11 protein-coding genes are annotated in these 18,494 nt (G+C 41.1%); 8 read left to right on the forward strand and 3 right to left on the reverse strand.

The annotated features are described in order from the left end of the window. Positions 1-2: 2 nt before the first annotated feature. Both H6G74_RS25660 and H6G74_RS25665 read right to left on the reverse strand, forming a co-directional pair. Positions 3-5,393, reverse strand: coding sequence for a type I polyketide synthase (locus H6G74_RS25660; protein ID WP_190970337.1), 5,391 nt, complete (start codon positions 5,391-5,393; stop codon positions 3-5). Positions 5,394-5,642: 249 nt separating this feature from the next. Next, positions 5,643-5,921 (reverse strand): hypothetical protein, encoded by a 279-nt coding sequence (locus tag H6G74_RS25665; RefSeq protein WP_190970338.1) that lies wholly within the window; start codon positions 5,919-5,921, stop codon positions 5,643-5,645. Positions 5,922-6,230: 309 nt separating this feature from the next. On the opposite strand from H6G74_RS25665, the gene H6G74_RS25670 reads away from it, so the two are divergent. Beyond that, positions 6,231-6,374, forward strand: a complete 144-nt coding sequence (locus H6G74_RS25670) for a hypothetical protein (protein ID WP_190970339.1) — start codon at positions 6,231-6,233, stop codon at positions 6,372-6,374. A gap of 401 nt (positions 6,375-6,775) precedes the next feature. Here the strand turns inward: H6G74_RS25670 and H6G74_RS25675 are convergent, their stop codons facing one another. Further along, positions 6,776-8,113: a ParB N-terminal domain-containing protein gene (locus H6G74_RS25675; protein ID WP_190970353.1), complete on the reverse strand. Its 1,338-nt coding sequence runs from the start codon at positions 8,111-8,113 to the stop codon at positions 6,776-6,778. A gap of 801 nt (positions 8,114-8,914) precedes the next feature. Here H6G74_RS25675 and H6G74_RS25680 point away from each other — a divergent pair. The 7 genes from H6G74_RS25680 to H6G74_RS25710 all read left to right on the forward strand — a co-directional run bounded on the left by H6G74_RS25680 (position 8,915) and on the right by H6G74_RS25710 (position 17,761). Beyond that, complete coding sequence (locus H6G74_RS25680) at positions 8,915-10,120, forward strand: ABC exporter membrane fusion protein (protein ID WP_190970340.1); 1,206 nt, start codon at positions 8,915-8,917, stop codon at positions 10,118-10,120. A 76-nt stretch (positions 10,121-10,196) separates the two neighbouring features. Further along, positions 10,197-11,375: an ABC transporter permease DevC gene (devC, locus tag H6G74_RS25685; protein ID WP_190970341.1), complete on the forward strand. Its 1,179-nt coding sequence runs from the start codon at positions 10,197-10,199 to the stop codon at positions 11,373-11,375. 222 nt (positions 11,376-11,597) lie between these two features. Beyond that, a complete protein-coding gene (locus tag H6G74_RS25690; protein WP_190970342.1) occupies positions 11,598-12,599 on the forward strand; it encodes an NAD-dependent epimerase/dehydratase family protein in 1,002 nt (333 codons plus the stop codon). Between the two features lie 214 nt (positions 12,600-12,813). Continuing rightward, a complete protein-coding gene (locus H6G74_RS25695) occupies positions 12,814-13,281 on the forward strand; it encodes a DUF2141 domain-containing protein (RefSeq protein ID WP_190970343.1) in 468 nt (155 codons plus the stop codon). Positions 13,282-13,426: 145 nt separating this feature from the next. Beyond that, the gene (locus H6G74_RS25700) at positions 13,427-14,686 is read left to right on the forward strand and encodes a glycosyltransferase (protein ID WP_190970344.1); all 1,260 of its coding nucleotides are present in this window, start codon (positions 13,427-13,429) and stop codon (positions 14,684-14,686) included. Between the two features lie 297 nt (positions 14,687-14,983). After that, complete coding sequence (locus H6G74_RS25705; protein WP_190970345.1) at positions 14,984-16,243, forward strand: glycosyltransferase; 1,260 nt, start codon at positions 14,984-14,986, stop codon at positions 16,241-16,243. Between the two features lie 249 nt (positions 16,244-16,492). Further along, a complete protein-coding gene (locus tag H6G74_RS25710; protein ID WP_190970346.1) occupies positions 16,493-17,761 on the forward strand; it encodes a glycosyltransferase in 1,269 nt (422 codons plus the stop codon). Positions 17,762-18,494: the final 733 nt, after the last annotated feature.

Raw genomic sequence — 18,494 nt, forward strand, 5'->3', positions numbered from 1 at the left:
CTTTACTTAATCACGGAAGCCTTCAAAGTAACTCGCCCTTGCGAACCGTAACCCACTTCATTGATATAAAGATTCGAGTCGCACAGTTCGGCAATAATATGTTCAGCCGACTTTTGCGGCTCTATTGCTGGACTCAAATCAATGGAGCGAGCAAATACTTTTGGCCATTCCCATCTCAGGGTTTTGGTAAGTCCAAATAAACCACCTGCGATCGCTCCATAATTGGTGTTATGCTCTAACCCGAATGCTCCATCTAAGCGCACTACTGTTAGGAATGAACTGCGGGTGTAATTGGCGGTTTCGGTGAGGGATTTCTTCAGGTGTTTAGCTACGAAGAAGATGTGCTTAACTATCGCTTTGTGCTGTTCTACAGCCTGGGGATGGATGTGAATGAGACTGCCAATTGTGCCAATATTAGTTGCGATCGCGGATAATTTATGTTGGAGTAATTCTTCGCTCATATCTGCGAGGGTGATACGTTCTACACCAGCAGGTAAGGGTGCTTGTTGGGCGATGATGGCTTGGGGGAAGCTTAATACTACTACTTTCCAACCGCGATCGCACAGTGTTTGTACTACGTGGGAGGTGGTGAGGGAGCCATCATCTGTGATTAAGCAGATGTGTCCCTCTGGTAAACTGAACTCTAAGCTGTCGGGTAGCGGGAGGATTTTTAGTTGCGCGGGACGACGCGCAACGTTATCAATTACTTGGACTGGCTGGAAGTCCCAGTTAGAATCAGGCTTTTTTTTTTCACCCGCAACTAGGCGTTGCAGATACTCAACTATTTGACCGATGGTTCGTAAATCACCCAAGTCTTCGACGTTGGGTTTGGGTAAGTTGGGATACGTTTCTTGCATTGCTCCCAGAATTTCTACCCGTTTGATGGAGTCGATACCTAAGTCAGCCTCCATGTCCATTTCCAGTTCCAGCATCTCGACTGGGTAGCCAGTTTTATCGCTGGTAATATTTAGCAGTGTTTGGGCGATATCTGCGTAATCTGTAGTATCTTCTACAATGTCTACGACTGGAGTTTCAGCAATTACTACTGGTTCAGGTGCAGGTGCTACAGGAACTACAGGTATGGTAGTAGCGACTGGCATTTCTGGTGCTGCTGGTGCGGGTAACACTGCAACTCCGACACTAGGATTTCCCGAAGCATTAGATTGCAGATATGTAATAATGTCACCAATGCTGCGTTTTTCTGCTAGTTCTTCTAAGTTGGGCTTGGGTAAGTCAGGATACATTTCTTGTAATCCACCCAAGATTTCAACTCGTTTGATAGAGTCAATACCCAAGTCGGCTTCCATATCCATCTCTAATTCGAGCATTTCGACTGGGTAGCCAGTTTTATCGCTGATAATTGCCAGCAAGTTCTTGTCTAAGTCAGAGACATCAACCGCAGGTGTAGCAACTACAGGTGCGCTAACTACAGCTACAGGTTGGGGTGTAGGAATTTGGACTACTGGTGCGGGTGTTTCAACTACCGGCGCGGGAGTGAAAGCAACAGGTGTTTCAATGACAGGTGCAGGCGCAACGGCTACAGGTTGAGGTACAGATACAACTGGTGTTTCAATGACAGGTGCGGGTGCAACTGCTACAGGCTGAGGTGCTGCAACTGGTGTTTCAACAGGTTTAGCATGACCGTTACCATTACCGTTTTTCGCTACAGGCTCAACTACTGGAGTGGTTGGTGCAACAATTTTGGTGGTTGCAGGTACGTGTGTATCGCTGACTGGGATACTTGTTTGTTCAACTGCAACACCACCAGCAATCAACTGTGAATATTGTTGCTGAATGAGATTGAAGAAGTTTTTGGCGTATTCTACCTGTTCCAGAAGATATTGTTCATGGATGCGGAGGGTTTCACCTTGTTGGGCGTGAAACTGCATCATGCTGCGTTCAACACCTTCCATCACCACTAGCTTCAGTTGCGCTACCTCTTGGGAAGACTTGGCGTTAGCAAACAAAGCGTTTTGCTGCTGCATCAGTTGGAAGAACGCTTTGGTATATTCCATCTGATGGTTGAGATACTGACCGTGAGTTTGTAAATTATCAGATTGATTCTTTTGGAATTGGGTCAGCAGATACTCTAAGCTTTCTAGCATTCGCTGGTAATTTACCAAGTTTTCAGGTGTTGGCATATCAGTTTCCTGGGCTAGTTGATTAGAAAGGATCGCAGGATTCATTTCTGGTTGTAGTTCAGTAATACTAGTGATGGGAGCAACTTCAGGAGCAGGTTCTGGTTTGACAATTTCTTGAAGACTCAGGCCTGAACCCTCTAAAACTTTTATCTCTTCTTCGTGTCCTTCGCGCCCTTTGCGGTTCGTTTCAGAAAATTCCGGGGTAGCACTAACAACTGGTGCAGGTGCAGCAGGTAAAGAAACCTTATGACCACTCTCCAAAGCTTCCTTGAAGCCGTTTCTAGTTTTTTCCGAAACGTAGTTAATCCCATTGAGACGCACACTCAAAGTTTTCTTCTTCTCAGCAGGTAGTGTGGGTTGAACTTGATAGGGGTCAAGATTATTCAACTGCATCCCAATGACGCGCATTTGTACTGCTGCTTCTCGCAGAGAACGATCGCTGTTCTTCTGAGTGCTAGGATTCAATGCAATGGTAATATGAGGGCGATCGCCTAAAATATCCTTAACTAAGTTAGTCAGAATTCTTTTCGGCCCAAATTCCACAAAGCAAGAACCACCAGCCGCGTAGATATTTTCAATTTCCTGTTTAAACAGCACCGAACTTGCGAGGTGTGTTTCCAGGATGCGCTGCATTCCGGTGGGGTCTTGGGGATAAGGCTTGCCAGTAACATTGCTGAAAACTGGAATTGTGGCGGTATTGAATTTTACTGATTTCGTGGCGATCGCAAAGGACTTCTGTGCAAACGCAATCAGCGAAGTGTGGAAGGCTGCGGAAACAGGCAACGGTACAGCCGCGTATCCCTGTTCTTGCAAAGTCTGACGCACTTTAGCGATTTCTGCGGTCGGCCCTGCCAACACTACCTGAGTCGGAGAGTTGAAGTTAGCAATTGATACTTGCGGATAGTGCTTCAGTATCGGTTCAATTTTGTTGATGTCTTCTTTGACAGCCAACATTGTACCTGCATCGTGGTCTGGGTCTTCTGGTGCAGCCATCGCTTGACCTCTAGCTTTCACCAAGAACAAGTAATCTTGCTCACTCAATACACCCGCAGCCCACAATGCTGTTAGTTCGCCAAAACTGTGTCCGGCTACGAAATCAGATTTGAAACCAGCTTTTTGCAGGATGGAATACAACCCAGCACTGAATACACCAATTGCAGGTTGAGCGTATTCTGTACGTTGCAATGCTGCAACTTGAGCATTTTTCTCTGCTTCTTCAAAGGTTGGGCGAGGGAAGACAATTTCTGAGAGTGGCTGCAAGTTATCTTTGAGTAACAAACTATCCATGTAACCATGCAAACGCTGCATCTCAGGGAAGTTCATCACTAATTCCCGACCCATTTCTAGGTATTGGGAACCTTGACCAGAGAACAGTGCAACAACTTTACCACCTAATTCCATCCCAGAGGCGCGGTAGTAAATACCTTGAGGATGTTCCCAAGAAGCCGCCGCACCTTTGAGTTTCAACCAGTCAATGCTGATTTGCAGTAACTTGCAAGCTTCTTGTAGGTTCTCAGCAACAAAGCCAACTCTCGCCGCAGTTTGGGGAATTTCTAGAGATTGACTGTCTTGCACCAACTGAGAAAAGTGTCTGTCGCCGCCTTCTGATTGCAACTTCCATAAATCTGCTTCGCACTTGCTGAGTAGTTGCGCTGGGTTCTCAGCAAACAGCAGGATTTCTTGGGGCGTGCTGTGTATCCGGTAAGGTTGATTTTGTCCCGCTTCGTATTCTTCTAAAACGACGTGGTAGTTTGTCCCACCAAACCCGAAAGAACTTACACCCGCGCGTCTTGGTGCTTCGCCTTCTGCACGTATCCAAGGTCTTGTTTCAGTATTCAGATAAAAAGCCGAGTTGTTAATGTCGAGTTTGGGGTTCGGCTCAGTAATGTTAATAGTTGGCGGTAAAATTTTGTGATGCAGTGCCAAAGCAGTTTTAATTAAACTTGCCGCACCCGCAGCCGCTTTGGTGTGTCCGATTTGAGATTTTACACTACCTAAAGCAATGTGCTGCTTTTTCTGGTCGTATTCGCCAAAGAAGTCTCTTAAAGAACCGAATTCAGTGGGGTCGCCTGCCATTGTCCCAGTACCGTGGGCTTCCATCAGACCGACGGTAGCAGGAGAGAAACCAGCATCTTCGTAAGCGCGGCGCAAGGCGGTTACTTGACCTTCTTTGCGAGGTGCATAAATACTCTTGTAGCGGCCATCGCTGGAAGTACCAATACCTTTAATTACAGCGTAGATTTTATCGTTGTCTCTTTCCGCATCTTCTAGACGCTTGAGAACAATCATCCCGATACCTTCACCCAACATCATCCCATCAGATTTAGCATCGAATGGTTTAACGCTTTCACTGGGAGAAACCGCCGGGGTTTTGCTGAAGGAGATGTAAGCCATGATGGTGTTGTCTGTATCCACACCACCAGTCAGCATCATATCAGCGCGATGTTCAATTAGTTCGCTGATAGCTAATTTCAACGCACCAAAGGAACTAGCACAAGCCGCATCAACTACACAGTTAATCCCGCCGAAGTTCAAGCGGTTGGCGATGCGTCCAGCCACAACGTTAGCCAGCATTCCAGGGAAAGCGTTTTCATCCCACTTGACGTAAGCTGCTTTGATTTTGTCAACGATTTTTTTGGTGTCTTCGTCAGACAAACCACTGCTTTTAAGAACCTTTTCCCAAATAGGATATTCTAACCGTGCAGCTAGTGGCATTCCCAACTGTTTAGCCATCGCCACACCAAGAACTACCCCAGTTGTTTCGCGGCTAAACTCACGAGATTCACCATAGCCAGAATCTTCCATTGCTTCTTTCGCAACTACCAAACTGAGTAATTGCGAAACATCAGTTACTTCTAAAATGCTGGGCGGAATCCCAAATTCCATCGGGTTAAAATCAACCTCTGGAATAAAACCACCGCGCTTACAATAAGTTTTATCTTCTGGGGTTCTGGGGTTGGGGTCGTAATAATCTTCTACGCTCCAGTGGGAGGGTGGAACATCAGTAATACAATCGATTTTGTTAATGATATTTTGCCAATATTCCCGCAAATTCCGGGCTTTCGCAAATAGCGAAGCCATGCCCACAATAGCTATAGGATTTTGTTGCAATTGTCTGTTAAGTTTGTTAATCGACATTGGTTTGTCTGTCGTCATCTTTTTTTCCTCTATATACCGAATCAAAGTTTTTTCACAACTGTTGATCTGGGCTTCTAATTCCGCCAAAGCAGCATCAATTGAATAAGCAGACATAGGACATAGACAGTTTTAATTACTGTGGATTGTGAAGCTACAGTAGTCTTTGTTACCCGTCAAAAAGTATCTGTCTGTTGTGACAAGCAACTAGCTATCCTATGCGTGAAGGCTAAATGCTTTTTTCCTAACAAACACTACACAATTCAAATAGTAGAAATGTCATTTGTCCTTGGTCATTTGTCATTTGTAAGAGTTATGACATTTCCAAGCAACTTATTAAGGATGAAGTCTTTCATACTTCATACTTCACACTTCACACGTCTCTTGATATTGTGGTAGCAGGTCAATAACGTTGTTGAAACTGGTAAAATAATCTTGAAGCGCGTTAGCAGCTTGACCAGTAAATTCAAGCCATTCGTAATGGTAGAAGTTTTGTGTGATTGTATCCGGCTGGAACAATGGAAACTTAGGAGTAGCCATGAGGACAGAAACGCTTTTTTCTCCCAAGCTCGTTTGATTATCTAGCTTAACAGCAGCAACGTAGCTGGTATTAATGACAACGTTCTGTATCTTGATAAATGCCATAGCCAGTTTCAACGTCCAGGATAATATATTGTACGGAATTCGACCCAGAAAAGCTGACAAGTTCGTTACCGAAAGAACATCACCTCTACTTTAAATTTCACAGTAATTTGAAGAAATTAACCAACAGTTACAAGGTGATAGTGATGCGACTTTGTATAGTATGTTTCTCATCTTCAAGCACAATAAATGTGTTCTGTTTCCGTTGGGCTTTGAAGAGTTGAATTAATAAAAAGAATAGCACACTTCACATAAACTAAATCATTTCTTCAAGGGATTTTAAGAAAAAAATCTGGCTTTTAGCAGATGGCAATGTTAAACACAATATGGCAATCAAGTATATTCGCAAACTCATATTTGGTGGTTGTGAATTTACGCGATCGCTCTCCCGAATCCAACTACAGCTTAATTTTCTATCCATTAGCACCATCAGCATATTCCGTAGACAATCCATAAGCAAATACATGGGTATATATCCGATATTTTCAACGTAGCATCATAATTTGATTCGACTTTTTGATGAATTTTTAAAATAAGGCAAAAAACAACACCAATAAGTTAGGAATCAGCAAATATTAAAATTTTAGAAAGTACAGCATAAACAATACTTTGATGACATTTCACAAATTACAAACATTTGAGTGTTGAAATGTATATCTGCTAAAAACGTTACAGAAAATGAGGTGTTTCAGATCCCCGACTTCTTGAAGAAGTCGGGGATCTAACTTCTCACGAGTATTTCATGCTAAGTAGTAAACAGAATTAAATTTAAGGCAAATCAAAGAAACCTGCTTGTTATCAAAAGTTTCTCCTCTTACCTGGTTGGTGAGCGAAGCCGAACCACTGCCTTCTACTCATCAAACACTCACCATTTTTTTTGCTAACTTGCCAGTCAATTGCTGCCAGCGCATCACGCCGCGATTAACTAATTGCTGATTTTCATCGCCAATAAAACAGATGCGTCCCAACCTTTCACAAGTAGCCAATATTTCACCATTCCCCATAAATGGCGCAATGATAAAATTATTGGGACTGGTGTAGAAATTTATTAAATAATTGACAACACCTTCTATCCCTTCTATGTGAATTGGTGATTGGGGTTTAGCGATCGCATGATGTGAAAAAATGCCTATATAAAGGTTATTTACTAACAACTCATATTGAAATGGCATTTTGTTATTTTTGTAAAAGTCGTAAATTTGTCCTTCAGAACGTAGGACAGCCACAACCCTAGCTTCGTCTACTAAATAATTATGTTGCCATGTAGAGGATACAGTAGCGATCGCCAGTGCTGCATCTGAAGGTAACAAATTCCGAAACTGTGAAGTGTAAGTATCGCCACAATAAACCAAATGTCTCCCCAACATCCATTCTTCACCAACTTTTATGGCGGGTTCTACATTGGCTTTTGGTTGCTCAATTGCTTGTTCTACTTGGCGTTGCACCTTTTTGATGGCTAATTTCGCTTCTTTCTCCGCCATAGCACTTTTAAAGGCTGATATCTGTAACTCTTTTTGCTTTTTATTAGCTTCTGCAATTAATTGTGTTTGCTGGATAACTGCTTGTTCATCTCCCTGTTTTTGGGCTAATTCCAAGGCTTTTTGTGCAGTTTCGGCTAAACTGCGTTCTTCGCTACCAGCCCTGGCAATTTTCAGTAGTATTGTAGGACTGTCAGCTAGAGATGTACCTTTAATCATCTGTTTCACATCTGGATGGATACTTTTAGCGATTTGCTTTCCATGTTGAAAAGTACGCTCAGAGTATCCAACTTCCTTCGCCAACTCGATGGTTCTTTTAGGTGGTGAAATGGTTGCACCACCTTTGAAGGTATGTTGGTTATCTCCAGCTTTCGCCCGTAACCCCATCCGCTCTAAAATCTGGTCACGCTCTAACCACAATTCTGAACGTTCCAAGGGTTCTAACTCATTGCGAATCAGGTTTTCGTCAATTTCTGCCAGCCGCGCTTGGTCAGCATCTTGATAGTTAACAACATTACATTCGATGGTTTCTAACCCCAAAAGCTGACAAGCTGTAAGGCGATGTAAACCAGCAACCAAGGTCAAATTCTGATCTACTGTGATGGGGTTGAGTAAACCATTAGTCTTAATTGACTCTTTTAACTCACTAACTTTATGAGCATTAACAGGACGGCGGTTAGCACCTATATGAATTTGATTGATAGCAACAACAGGCATAATTACTGTTTTCATATAAGTTCAGTTAAAACAACCAAGATAACACGCGAAGTCAATTTGCAACATTTTATTTAGTGAGTTTAAATCTAGAATTTTGTTCCTGAAATTTAGGAGAATGTAGCACCTCGACTTCCCTCGGCGACCGGAGGCAGAAGGTGAAAGTATTATTATTTGTAGCATTCATGTTTTTCAATTTTTCTCGCCTGTCTGACAATAGCTATCTATACAATGTGTTTGAAATTACACAATTTTGGTAACAAATAATCATGAAAATAATTCTTAAAATTTATCCCTATTCCCTACTCCCTATTCCCCATTCCCAACCACATAGCTGAGTCATTAAAACCTAACTTAAGCAATGTCAATCGGTTGACAAGAGTAAACAACTTTGCAATAATTGGACACAGTTTATCCAGATTTTCTAAACGCTTCATTTGAGGAAAACTAAATTTTTGGGTTAGCGTTATCGTAATTTAGAATACTGGATTTGATAGGAAATTAAGTTAAAACTGAGAAAGATTTAAAGTACAGCCTTCTGTTAGTTATCCGCACAATTAATTATCAAGATTGGTGTAAAGGCGTACAACAATTCCCATAGAAATGTACAAAAAGTATGAAGTGTGAATTATGAAATAGGGAGTAGGGAGTAGGGAGTAGGGAGTGGAAAAGATAGGAGAAATATAAATTATTCTTTCCTCCTACCTTCTGACTCCTGAATGCTTACATTTTCAGACTTCATTTTTCACCTGAATTATCAGTCATTTCGGCTGTTCCCTGGCATAGCACGATTGGAATAAAAATATGGCACTAAAAAGATACGGCCACTTGTTTACAAAACCCTTGAGTCGGTGGCAAATAATTTTGGCAGCTTCTATGACTGTAGCTGTGGCTGGGCTAGGAACTTTTTACACTGTTGCACCAAAATCAAACCGTGTTGCAGTTCAAACCACTCAAGCAACAACACCAAAACCCGCGCCTGTAAAAGTTGCAGTCACCGCTTTAGGACGTTTGCAGCCAGAAGGTAAAGTTACTTACTTGTCTGCACCTAATTCTATCAACGGTGTGCGCGTGGAAAAACTGTTGGTAAAAGAAGGGGATGAAGTCAAAGCTGGGCAGGTATTGGCGTATTTAGAAGATTATAATCGTGCCACAGCAGCTTTGCAACAATCCTTAGATAGACTGCAAATTGCCAAAGCTAAATTAGCGCAGGTAAAAGCTGGGGCAAAATCTGGAGATATTGACGCACAAAAAGCCAGCATTGCAAATTTAGCATCTCAATTAAAAGGAGAAGTTGCCACACAACAAGCAACTATTAACCGCATCAAAGCTGAAGTAGATAACGCTCAAAAAGAAAACGATCGCTATCAGCAATTATACAAACAAGGTGCGATCGCGGCTTCTGTTGCCGACAGCAAAGCCTTACAACTCAAAACCACCCAACAACAACTCACCGAAGCTCAAGCTGCACTAACTCGTACCCAAAACACTCTACAAGACCAACAAAAAGAAGCGCAAGCCAGACTCAGCAGTATTAAAGAAGTACGTTCTGTAGATGTTGAAGCCGCGCAAACAGAAGTTAAAAGTGCTGTCACAGCAATTAAACAAGCCAAAGCTGACCAAGAATTAACATACATTAAAGCTCCCATTGACGGTAGGATTCTCAAAATTCATGCCAAAACTGGCGAAGTTATCAATACTTCTGGTTTTGCAGAAATCGGTAAGATATCGCAAATGTATGTAATTGCAGAAGTATATCAAACCGATATTCAAAAAGTACGTGTCGGTCAAAAAGCATCAATTACCAGTGCTGCATTTGCTGGAAAATTACAGGGAACTGTGAAAGAAATTGGTTGGCAAGTTGACAAACAAAGCATCTTTAGCCTCAACCCCAGGTCTGATACCGACCGCAGAATTGTAGAAGTCAAAATCTCTATTGATAACCCCGCAGATAGTCAAAAAGTAGCTCGGATGACAAATCTGCAAGTGGATGTATCTATTCAAATTTAGTCAATAGTTAATAGTCAATAGTCAACATAACAAATGACTAATGACTAATGACAAATAACAAATAACAAATGAATCCATGAATTTCAAGATTCCTTTAGCATGGCTACAGCTTGCCCAACAAAAGATTCGTTTTGTCGTTGCTGTAGCCGGAATTGCTTTCATTGTGCTGCTGATGTTCGTCCAGTTAGGGTTTCAAGATGCACTTTATTCTAGTGCAACCGCAGTACATCAAAGCCTACGCGGGGACTTATTTTTAGTTAGCGCACAATATAAGTCTTTGACATCTAATCAAAGCTTTTCTCGCACTCGTTTATATCAATCTTTGGGGTTTGATGGTGTTGAATCTGTTAGCACCATGTACTTGCAATTTGCCAAGTTAAAAAATCCCGTTAATGGTGAGAAATATTCTATTTATGTGATTGGCTTTGACCCAGGAAATCCGGTACTAAATATCCCAGAAATTGAGCAGAATTTGGACAAGCTCAAAATTCCTGATGTTATGCTATTTGACCGCGATTCTCGTCCAGAATTTGGGCCAATTGCTGCCAATTTTGATAAAGGAGATACTGAACAGACAATTGAAATATTTCCTTTTGATGGGCCAATTGGCTATAACGTGCGAGTCGGGGGATTATTTAGCTTAGGCCCCTCCTTTGGTGTAGATGGAAACTTAATTGTCAGCGACTCAACTTTTTTGCGGATAAACCCCAATACTCGCCCAGCAGAAAAAATCGACATCGGCATAATTACTCTCAAGCCTGATGCTGATAAAGAAAAAGTTTTAAAGAGTTTGCAAGCTAATTTACCGAATGATGTTCTAGTTTTTACTCGTCAAGGCTTTATCAACTTTGAGAAACAATATTGGGCTGATAGAACACCGATTGGTTTTATTTTGAATCTAATGTTAACAATGGCTTCTGTGGTAGGTGTGGTGATTGTTTATCAAATTCTCTACAGCAATATTGCCACTCAATTTATTGCTTATGCGACATTAAAAGCCATTGGTTATCCCAACTCTTATTTGTTAAAGGTGGTATTTCAACAAGCGTTAATCTTGGCATTTCTCTCATATATTCCCGGATTTTTCACTTCCATAATTTTGTATGACTTTGCAAGGGAAGCAACAAAATTACCCATCATGATGAATGCTACAAATGCCTTGATAGTGTTTATCTCAGCAGTCTTGATGTGTATTACCTCTGGCGCACTTGCGATTAATAAATTGCGTTCTGCTGACCCGGCAGATATTTTTTAGGGAGTGGGGAGTAGGGAGTAGGGATTAAATAGTGTTTTCACTTTTCTAATTCTTTTTATCTAGTACAGTTCGGCGTAAATAAACCGACCATAAGGAATTACTAAAAAGTTTGTGGTATCACTATTCTTTCTTTTTCCTTTTGACCTTTTACTTTTGCCTTTTTGTACTAGCCCCTAGCCCCTCACATTAAACATTCAAACTTTAGTAAAAAAATAACCCCTGATGAACTTAGACAACAAAACTCTCCTGATTACTGGGATTGATGATTTTATCGGGTTGCGTGCAGCCGAGTTAGCCATAGCGCAGGGAATGAAAGTGCGCGGGTTGCAAAGTTCTAGCGATCGCAAGATACCACAAAATCTGAATGTAGAAGCGATCGCTGGTAACATTACCGACCCCAAAATTGCCCAAAAAGCTTGTCAGGGAGTAGATATTGTTCTCCACACAGCACAACTTACCCAAGAAGCTGGCCCCATCAAAGAGTTCCGGGAAATCAACGTTAACGGTACTCTCACCATAGCAAAAGCAGCTAAAAATGCTGGTGTTAAAACCTTCGTCCATCTCTCCAGCGCGATGGTATATGGCTTTGATTATCCCGATGGCGTAAGCGAAACTGGCCCTTTATCTGGCGATAATAATCCTTACTGTCAGACTAAAATCGAAGCAGAACAAGAACTTTTACCCCTCAACTCTTCGCCAGACTTTGGTGTGATAGTGATTCGTGCTGGTGATGTTTATGGCCCTGGTTGTATCCCTTGGATAATCAGACCACTTTTGATGATGCGTCAAAAGCTATTTGCTTATGCTAACGATGGTCAAGGAGTCATCAACCATCTATATATAGATAATCTGATTGATGCCATCTTTTTAGCCATCCAAAAAGAAGCTTACGGCGAAGTTTTTAACATTACTGACGGTCAACAAACTTCCTGGAAAGAGTATTTCATGCGCTTGGCTGCAACTGAAGGTTTACAGGCTCCGATGTCTGTACCAAAAGATGAAATCAAACTATTTCTCAAAATTCGTAGCCAAGGACAAAAACTATTTCGTAAAAAAGCTGATATTCTCCCGGAATCAGTTGATTTTATGACCCGCCCCTACGCTTATTCTATTGCTAAAGCCCAAAGCTTATTAGATTACAAACCCAAAATTGATCTAGAAGAAGGCTTGCGTAGAACATCTGAATGGGTGCAGAAAACAGATATCCAAAAACTAGCCAAATAGACGGCTCACTTCTCTGATTCCTCTCGAAGTTTGCTCAACGCGACGGCACTTCCTTCAACGGGGGGAACCCCCGCAACGGAGTGCCTTGGGAACCCGCGCACGCAACTTCTCTCTGTGTCTCTGCGGTTCGTTAAAAGAGATAAACCACGAAGACACAGAGATAAAAATTAAGAACTTTTCCCCAATTGTCAAATTACCAAATTAATGAATCATCATGCGTAAAATTGCACGTTGGTCTTACTTTGTGCTTTCTTCTTTAATCAGCATTTATTGTATTAAACCCGTAACCGCAGAACAAACTGCAACACTCACTATTGTCGTTAAAAATGTTCGCCATCAAAAAGGTGATGTGTGCTTCCGCATTTACGCCGGGGAAAAAGGTTTCCCGATGAGCGATAAAAGTGAAGTCCAAAGCGGTTGCGCCAAAATTACAGGTAATACTGTCACAAAGAAATTCTCTGGTTTAAAACATGGTACGTATGCAGTAGCAATTGTTGACGACCAAAATGGCGATCGCAAATTAAATACAGACTTCTTCGGTATCCCTAAAGAAGGCTTTGGTATTTCTAAAAATCCTACTGTTTCTGTTCAAACAGGTACACCAAAATTTCGTGACGCTAGTTTTGTAGTCAATAAAAACACCAGCATCAATATTGTCATGAAATACTCTCTTGATCCATAAGGGGAGAGAAGGGAAAAAGTAGACAAGGTAGGCAAGGGGACAAGGTAGAAACTATGTTTGTCACCCTTGTCACCCTTGTCTTCCCCCTCACCCTTGTCACCCTTGTCTCCCCCCTCACCCAAACTCCTCCTCACATCTCAATTACATGGAAGCATTTACGATATTCCTGTCTAAGTCTTTGCTGGGTTGGCTGGCTATTCAGGTGTGTCTAGCACTTGTTTTCTTGTTCTACTTGCGCTTGGGCAACAGAAGTACATTAGCAGATGAGCAGCTACCCAAAACGGCGGTAATTCTTTGTTTACGTGGAGCCGATCCGTTTTTACCGGAATGTTTGCGATCGCTTCTCACTCAAAATTATCCACAATATACTTTAAAACTAGTTGTCGATAGTCAAACAGATCCAGCTTGGCAAATAGCCCACGATACTATCAGTCAACTAGGCGCAACTAATGTTGATATCAGCTATTTAAGGGTGATTCGCCACAATTGCAGCCTCAAATGCAGCGCCCTTTTGCAAGTTTTTGCCGAATTAGATGATACTTACGAAGTTGTGGCTTTTGTGGATGCTGATACGGTAGTCCATCCCGACTGGTTGCGAGAATTAGTTAGCCCTTTATCTCATCCCAAAGTCGGCGCGACAACTGGTAATCGTTGGTATGTACCAACTGGTAAATATTGGGGTTCAGTAGTCCGCTATGCAGGTAATGTTTCTACAGTTGTGCAGATGTTTTTATTTGGTATTCCTTGGGGTGGTACTTTAGCCATCAAAACACAACTACTACGCCAAACCGGGATACTGGATATGTGGGGTAAAGCCTTAAATGAAGACTTGATGATGCACAAAGTTTTGAAAAAACACGGAATGCAAATCAAGTTTGTACCTTCTTTGATGATGTTAAATCGGGAAGAATCTGATTTACTCGGCTTAATAGATCATCTCAAACGACTGTTTTTATACTCTCGACTTTATCATCCGCAATGGATAGCTATAGTTGGGGATGTAATTTCTAGTATTTTATTTCCCGCCATCACTATTGTTTTATTACTAGCCTCTTTGTGGGATGAAGAATGGCAAACTGCCGCCTTATTATTTCGCTCTTATAGCATCTACACCCTGGGGCTACTTTTACTCATGTTGACATTAGAGATAGGAGTCAGACCAGTAATTTTAAATCAAGGTCAGTCAGTGACAAAATTATCCATCGGCACAATATTAAAAATGTTGATTGCCATCCCCTTAACACAATGGGTATATGGTTTAGCATTACTTACTTCTTTGGTCAGATCAACTGTTAAATGGCGGGGTGTGATTTATCGTGTCCAAGGGCCTTGGAATATCCGTTTAGTGGAATACCAAGCTTATGATTTTTTGGATCAACCGATAGATAGCAAAATATCTTTGTGAGTTAAAAGGGGCTAGTGCAATAAGGCAAAAGTAAAAAGTCAAAAGGAAAAAGAAAGAATCGTGATACCACAAGTCTTTTAATAATTACCGATGATCTATTTATTTACGCCAATCTGTACTAGAGTTTTAATCGCCAATCATCAGATCCCCGACTTCTTAGAGAAGTCGGGGATCTAAAAGTCCAAAATCCTAACAAACTCTGTGTAAATCCTGCGTCAGTTGACTGTTATTTTTCATGAGTCACAAAAGCTATTTATAGCTTGTCTTTCAGATGCAATTGCGTAGGGTTTCTCAAACATGAATGAGTTAATAATATTTTTGTCTCGGTGCTTGTTGAGTTGGTTAGCTATTCAAGTGTGTTCGGTGTTGGCGTTGTTGTGGTGTCTGTCTTCACGACCACAAGATCCATTACTAGACGAAGAACTGCCAAAAACAGCAGTAATTCTTTGCTTGCGTGGTGCTGATCCGTTTTTACCAAATTGCTTGCGATCGCTACTCCATCAGAACTACCCTAACTATCATTTGAAGTTGGTTGTGGATAGCATTGACGATCCAGCATGGCAAATAGCCCACAATACTATCAATGAACTAGGCGCAACTAACGTTGACATCCAACCACTCAAAATAGTCCGCAATAATTGCAGCCTCAAATGTAGTTCTTTGATTCAAGCTGTCTCGGAACTCGATGCGTCTTACGAGGTTGTAGCTTTAGTTGATGCTGATACCGTTGTACATCCCAATTGGTTGCGGGAATTAGTCACACCACTCAATAACCCGAAAGTTGGTGCAACCACAGGGAATCGTTGGTACATTCCGACAGGTAGATATTGGGGTACTGTAGTCCGCTACATCTGGAATGTTTCAGCACTTGTACAGATGTTTCTTTATGGCATTCCTTGGGGTGGAACTCTAGCTATTAAAACCTCTGTACTTCATCAAACTGGACTGCTAGATAAGTGGGGTAAAGCTTTTGGCGAAGATACGATGATTCGTAGCGTTTTGGGTAAGCATAAACTCAAAGTTCAGTTTGTGCCTTCTTTGATTATGTTGAATAAGGAAGAGTGCGATTTACCGAGTTTAAGATACTGGTTTCAACGTCAATTGTTATCTTCTCGCTTGTACCATCCTTTATGGATAGCTGTAGCTACTGATGTGATTTTCACAATCATGCTACCGAATCTTTTATTGCTAGTATTTTTCGCGGCTTTGTTAATTGGAGAAGGAGACAGCGCCAATTTAGCTTTGAGTTGGTATGTCAGTTATATGTTGGCTTTAGTCATGCTGATCCTCTTTTTAGAGTTAGGAGTCCAGCCAGAAATTCGCGCTCAAGGTCAACAAGTAACAAAACTTTCCGCAGCCGTAATTGGGAAAATAGCGATAACTTTGCCCTTCACACAATGGATTTATGGGTTAGCAATGTTAGCATCATTTCAGATGCCTACAGTTCATTGGCGTGGTGTGACATATCAAGTTCAAGGCCCTTGGAATATCCGTCTTGTAGAATATCGTCCTTATCATTTACAAGATCAGCCAAGCGATCGCAAAGTTTCTCTCTAATATTCACAAGTCAGAAGTGATCTTCATGCGATTCAACACTCAGTAATGAGTGTGGTAAGAAGATGATTTATTAATACTTCTGACTTCTTCTTCCAAGAATTTCTCTAGCAATGCGTAAATCCTCAAATTAGCGTTTTTCGGTGTGAGCAAGAATTGTATAGCAATCCTATCTGATTTGTGAGAAGTCGGGGATCTTTTGCCTCACAAACGATGAAACTCTGAGAAAACATTAACAAACTAACTAAAATCATGAAAAAGCAACAGCTACGCATTGCACTGTTTACAGGATTGTACTCTCCTTTTCTGACAGGAGTTTCCGTTGCAGTCCATCAAAGAGTTCGCTGGTTGCTACAACAGGGACATGAAGTTTTACTTGTTCATCCAGAAATCAACGATAAGTATCCCAAAAAAGTTAGCGATCGCCCCATGCCAGGGCTAGATGAATTAAAGTCTTTTCCGACTTTCTCTTCATACAAATTCCCCACAGAGCCTTTAATCTTTTATAAGTCTCTTCCCCAACCATTAAACTATCGTCATTGGAGTGATCATAAACTACTAAAACAATTTCAACCAGATATTATTGTGGTTGAAGAAGCCGCCCAAATGCGGGGAGTATATTCAGCCTTTTTACAAGGTTATGGTCGTCCTGTCGGAGTAGGATATGCAAAAAAAACTCATACTCCAATTGTTTCAGTTTTTCATACTGATATTGTTGCCTACATTAAATATTATTTAGGCGATACATTTTTCAACTTCCTCCGCCCGATTATTCCTTTGATCGTTAAACAGTTTAGTGAATCTTACGACCTGAATTTATTTTCTTCTAAAGAACAGCTTGTAAAATACCAAAACCTCCAATGTAAACGGAGTGAATATCTTCCCTATCAAGGAATTAATTGCGAAAAATTTCATCCCCAGAACATCGTTCATAATCCGATACCGAATGATCATCGTCCGACCCTATTATTTGTAGGACGTGTGACAGCCGAAAAAAATGTGCCTCAATTAATAGATGCTTTTCCCATCATCGCCGCTAAAATTCCTGATGTGCATTTAGTGATTGTTGGTAGCGGCCCCTTAGATGCCGAAATTCGTCGGCGTGCAGCAAAATTTGGTTCTGGAATTACTATCTGGGGTGAGTCACACGGTACAGAACTTTTAGGTTGGTTTGCGCGTGCAGATATATTTGTGAACCCTTCAGTAACGGAAAACTTCTGTACCACAACTAACGAAGCCTTAGCTTCGGGAACTCCTGTAGTAGCTGTGACTGCACCTTCAACATCAGAACAAGTATTTCCTGGTAAAAATGGCTTTTTAGCAGAACCAAATAACCCCAGAGATTTTGCCCAAAAGGTAATCGCTATCTTAGAAAATCCTGAACTCAAAGCCGCAATGAGCGAACAAGCTCGTCCTTCTATTCTTCAGTATGATTGGTCTGCTTGTATGGAGAAATTTGAAGCCAGACTTTACGAAGTCGTGCAAACATCTCAACCACGAAAACCTACAGTTGTGGGATAACTTGACTATCACTCCAGTTAGCTAAAATTACAGCAATCCCAAATGATTAGGACTCACGTAGAACAATAGTTGGTGCGTGAGTCCTGATCATTTGTGAGTGCCTAAATACCAACTTTTCATAGGTGTCTCCTAATTGTTGATTTGCCGCGATCGCGGAACAACGAACGAAATAACTAGCAAACCAGACTAGCTGTCATACCATAACCATATACCTCCTACGCCAGTGAGGGAGTCGGCAAAGCCGCCCAACGCACTGGCTCTTTTTTTTTGACGTTTTTAGTGATCTTTACATTTCTTTAGAAACAGCCTCTAATACATGTTGATTATAAAGAAACAATAATAGATGAATACCAGGTAAGAAATCTCTGATATTAAATAAATAAAGATGTAAATATTACATTTAGATAAATAATATATTTCATTGTTATTGAGTTTTTAAATAAAATTCAATATTGATTTATATTTTCTAAAACTGATTTTTTTTTATCTAAATTGGAAATATTTATCTATTCCCTATTTATCGCTTATTTCAAAACAAGTAATCTCAACGAGCAAACTAGATAATTGTCTTAGGTTTGGTTGAAAATAAATTACTTGTTTTTTGTTTTATCGGCAGTAAGTTTAATGAAATCAATTGTCCAAGGGATAAATTAATGTTTGCAAAATCTCAGAACCAATTGCTACATAAAGCTTTGCATTTTCATTCGTGGCCATGAGAATCCATAGATTTTTG

Source organism: Nostoc spongiaeforme FACHB-130 (assembly GCF_014698475.1).
Classification (GTDB): domain Bacteria; phylum Cyanobacteriota; class Cyanobacteriia; order Cyanobacteriales; family Nostocaceae; genus Nostoc_B; species Nostoc_B spongiaeforme.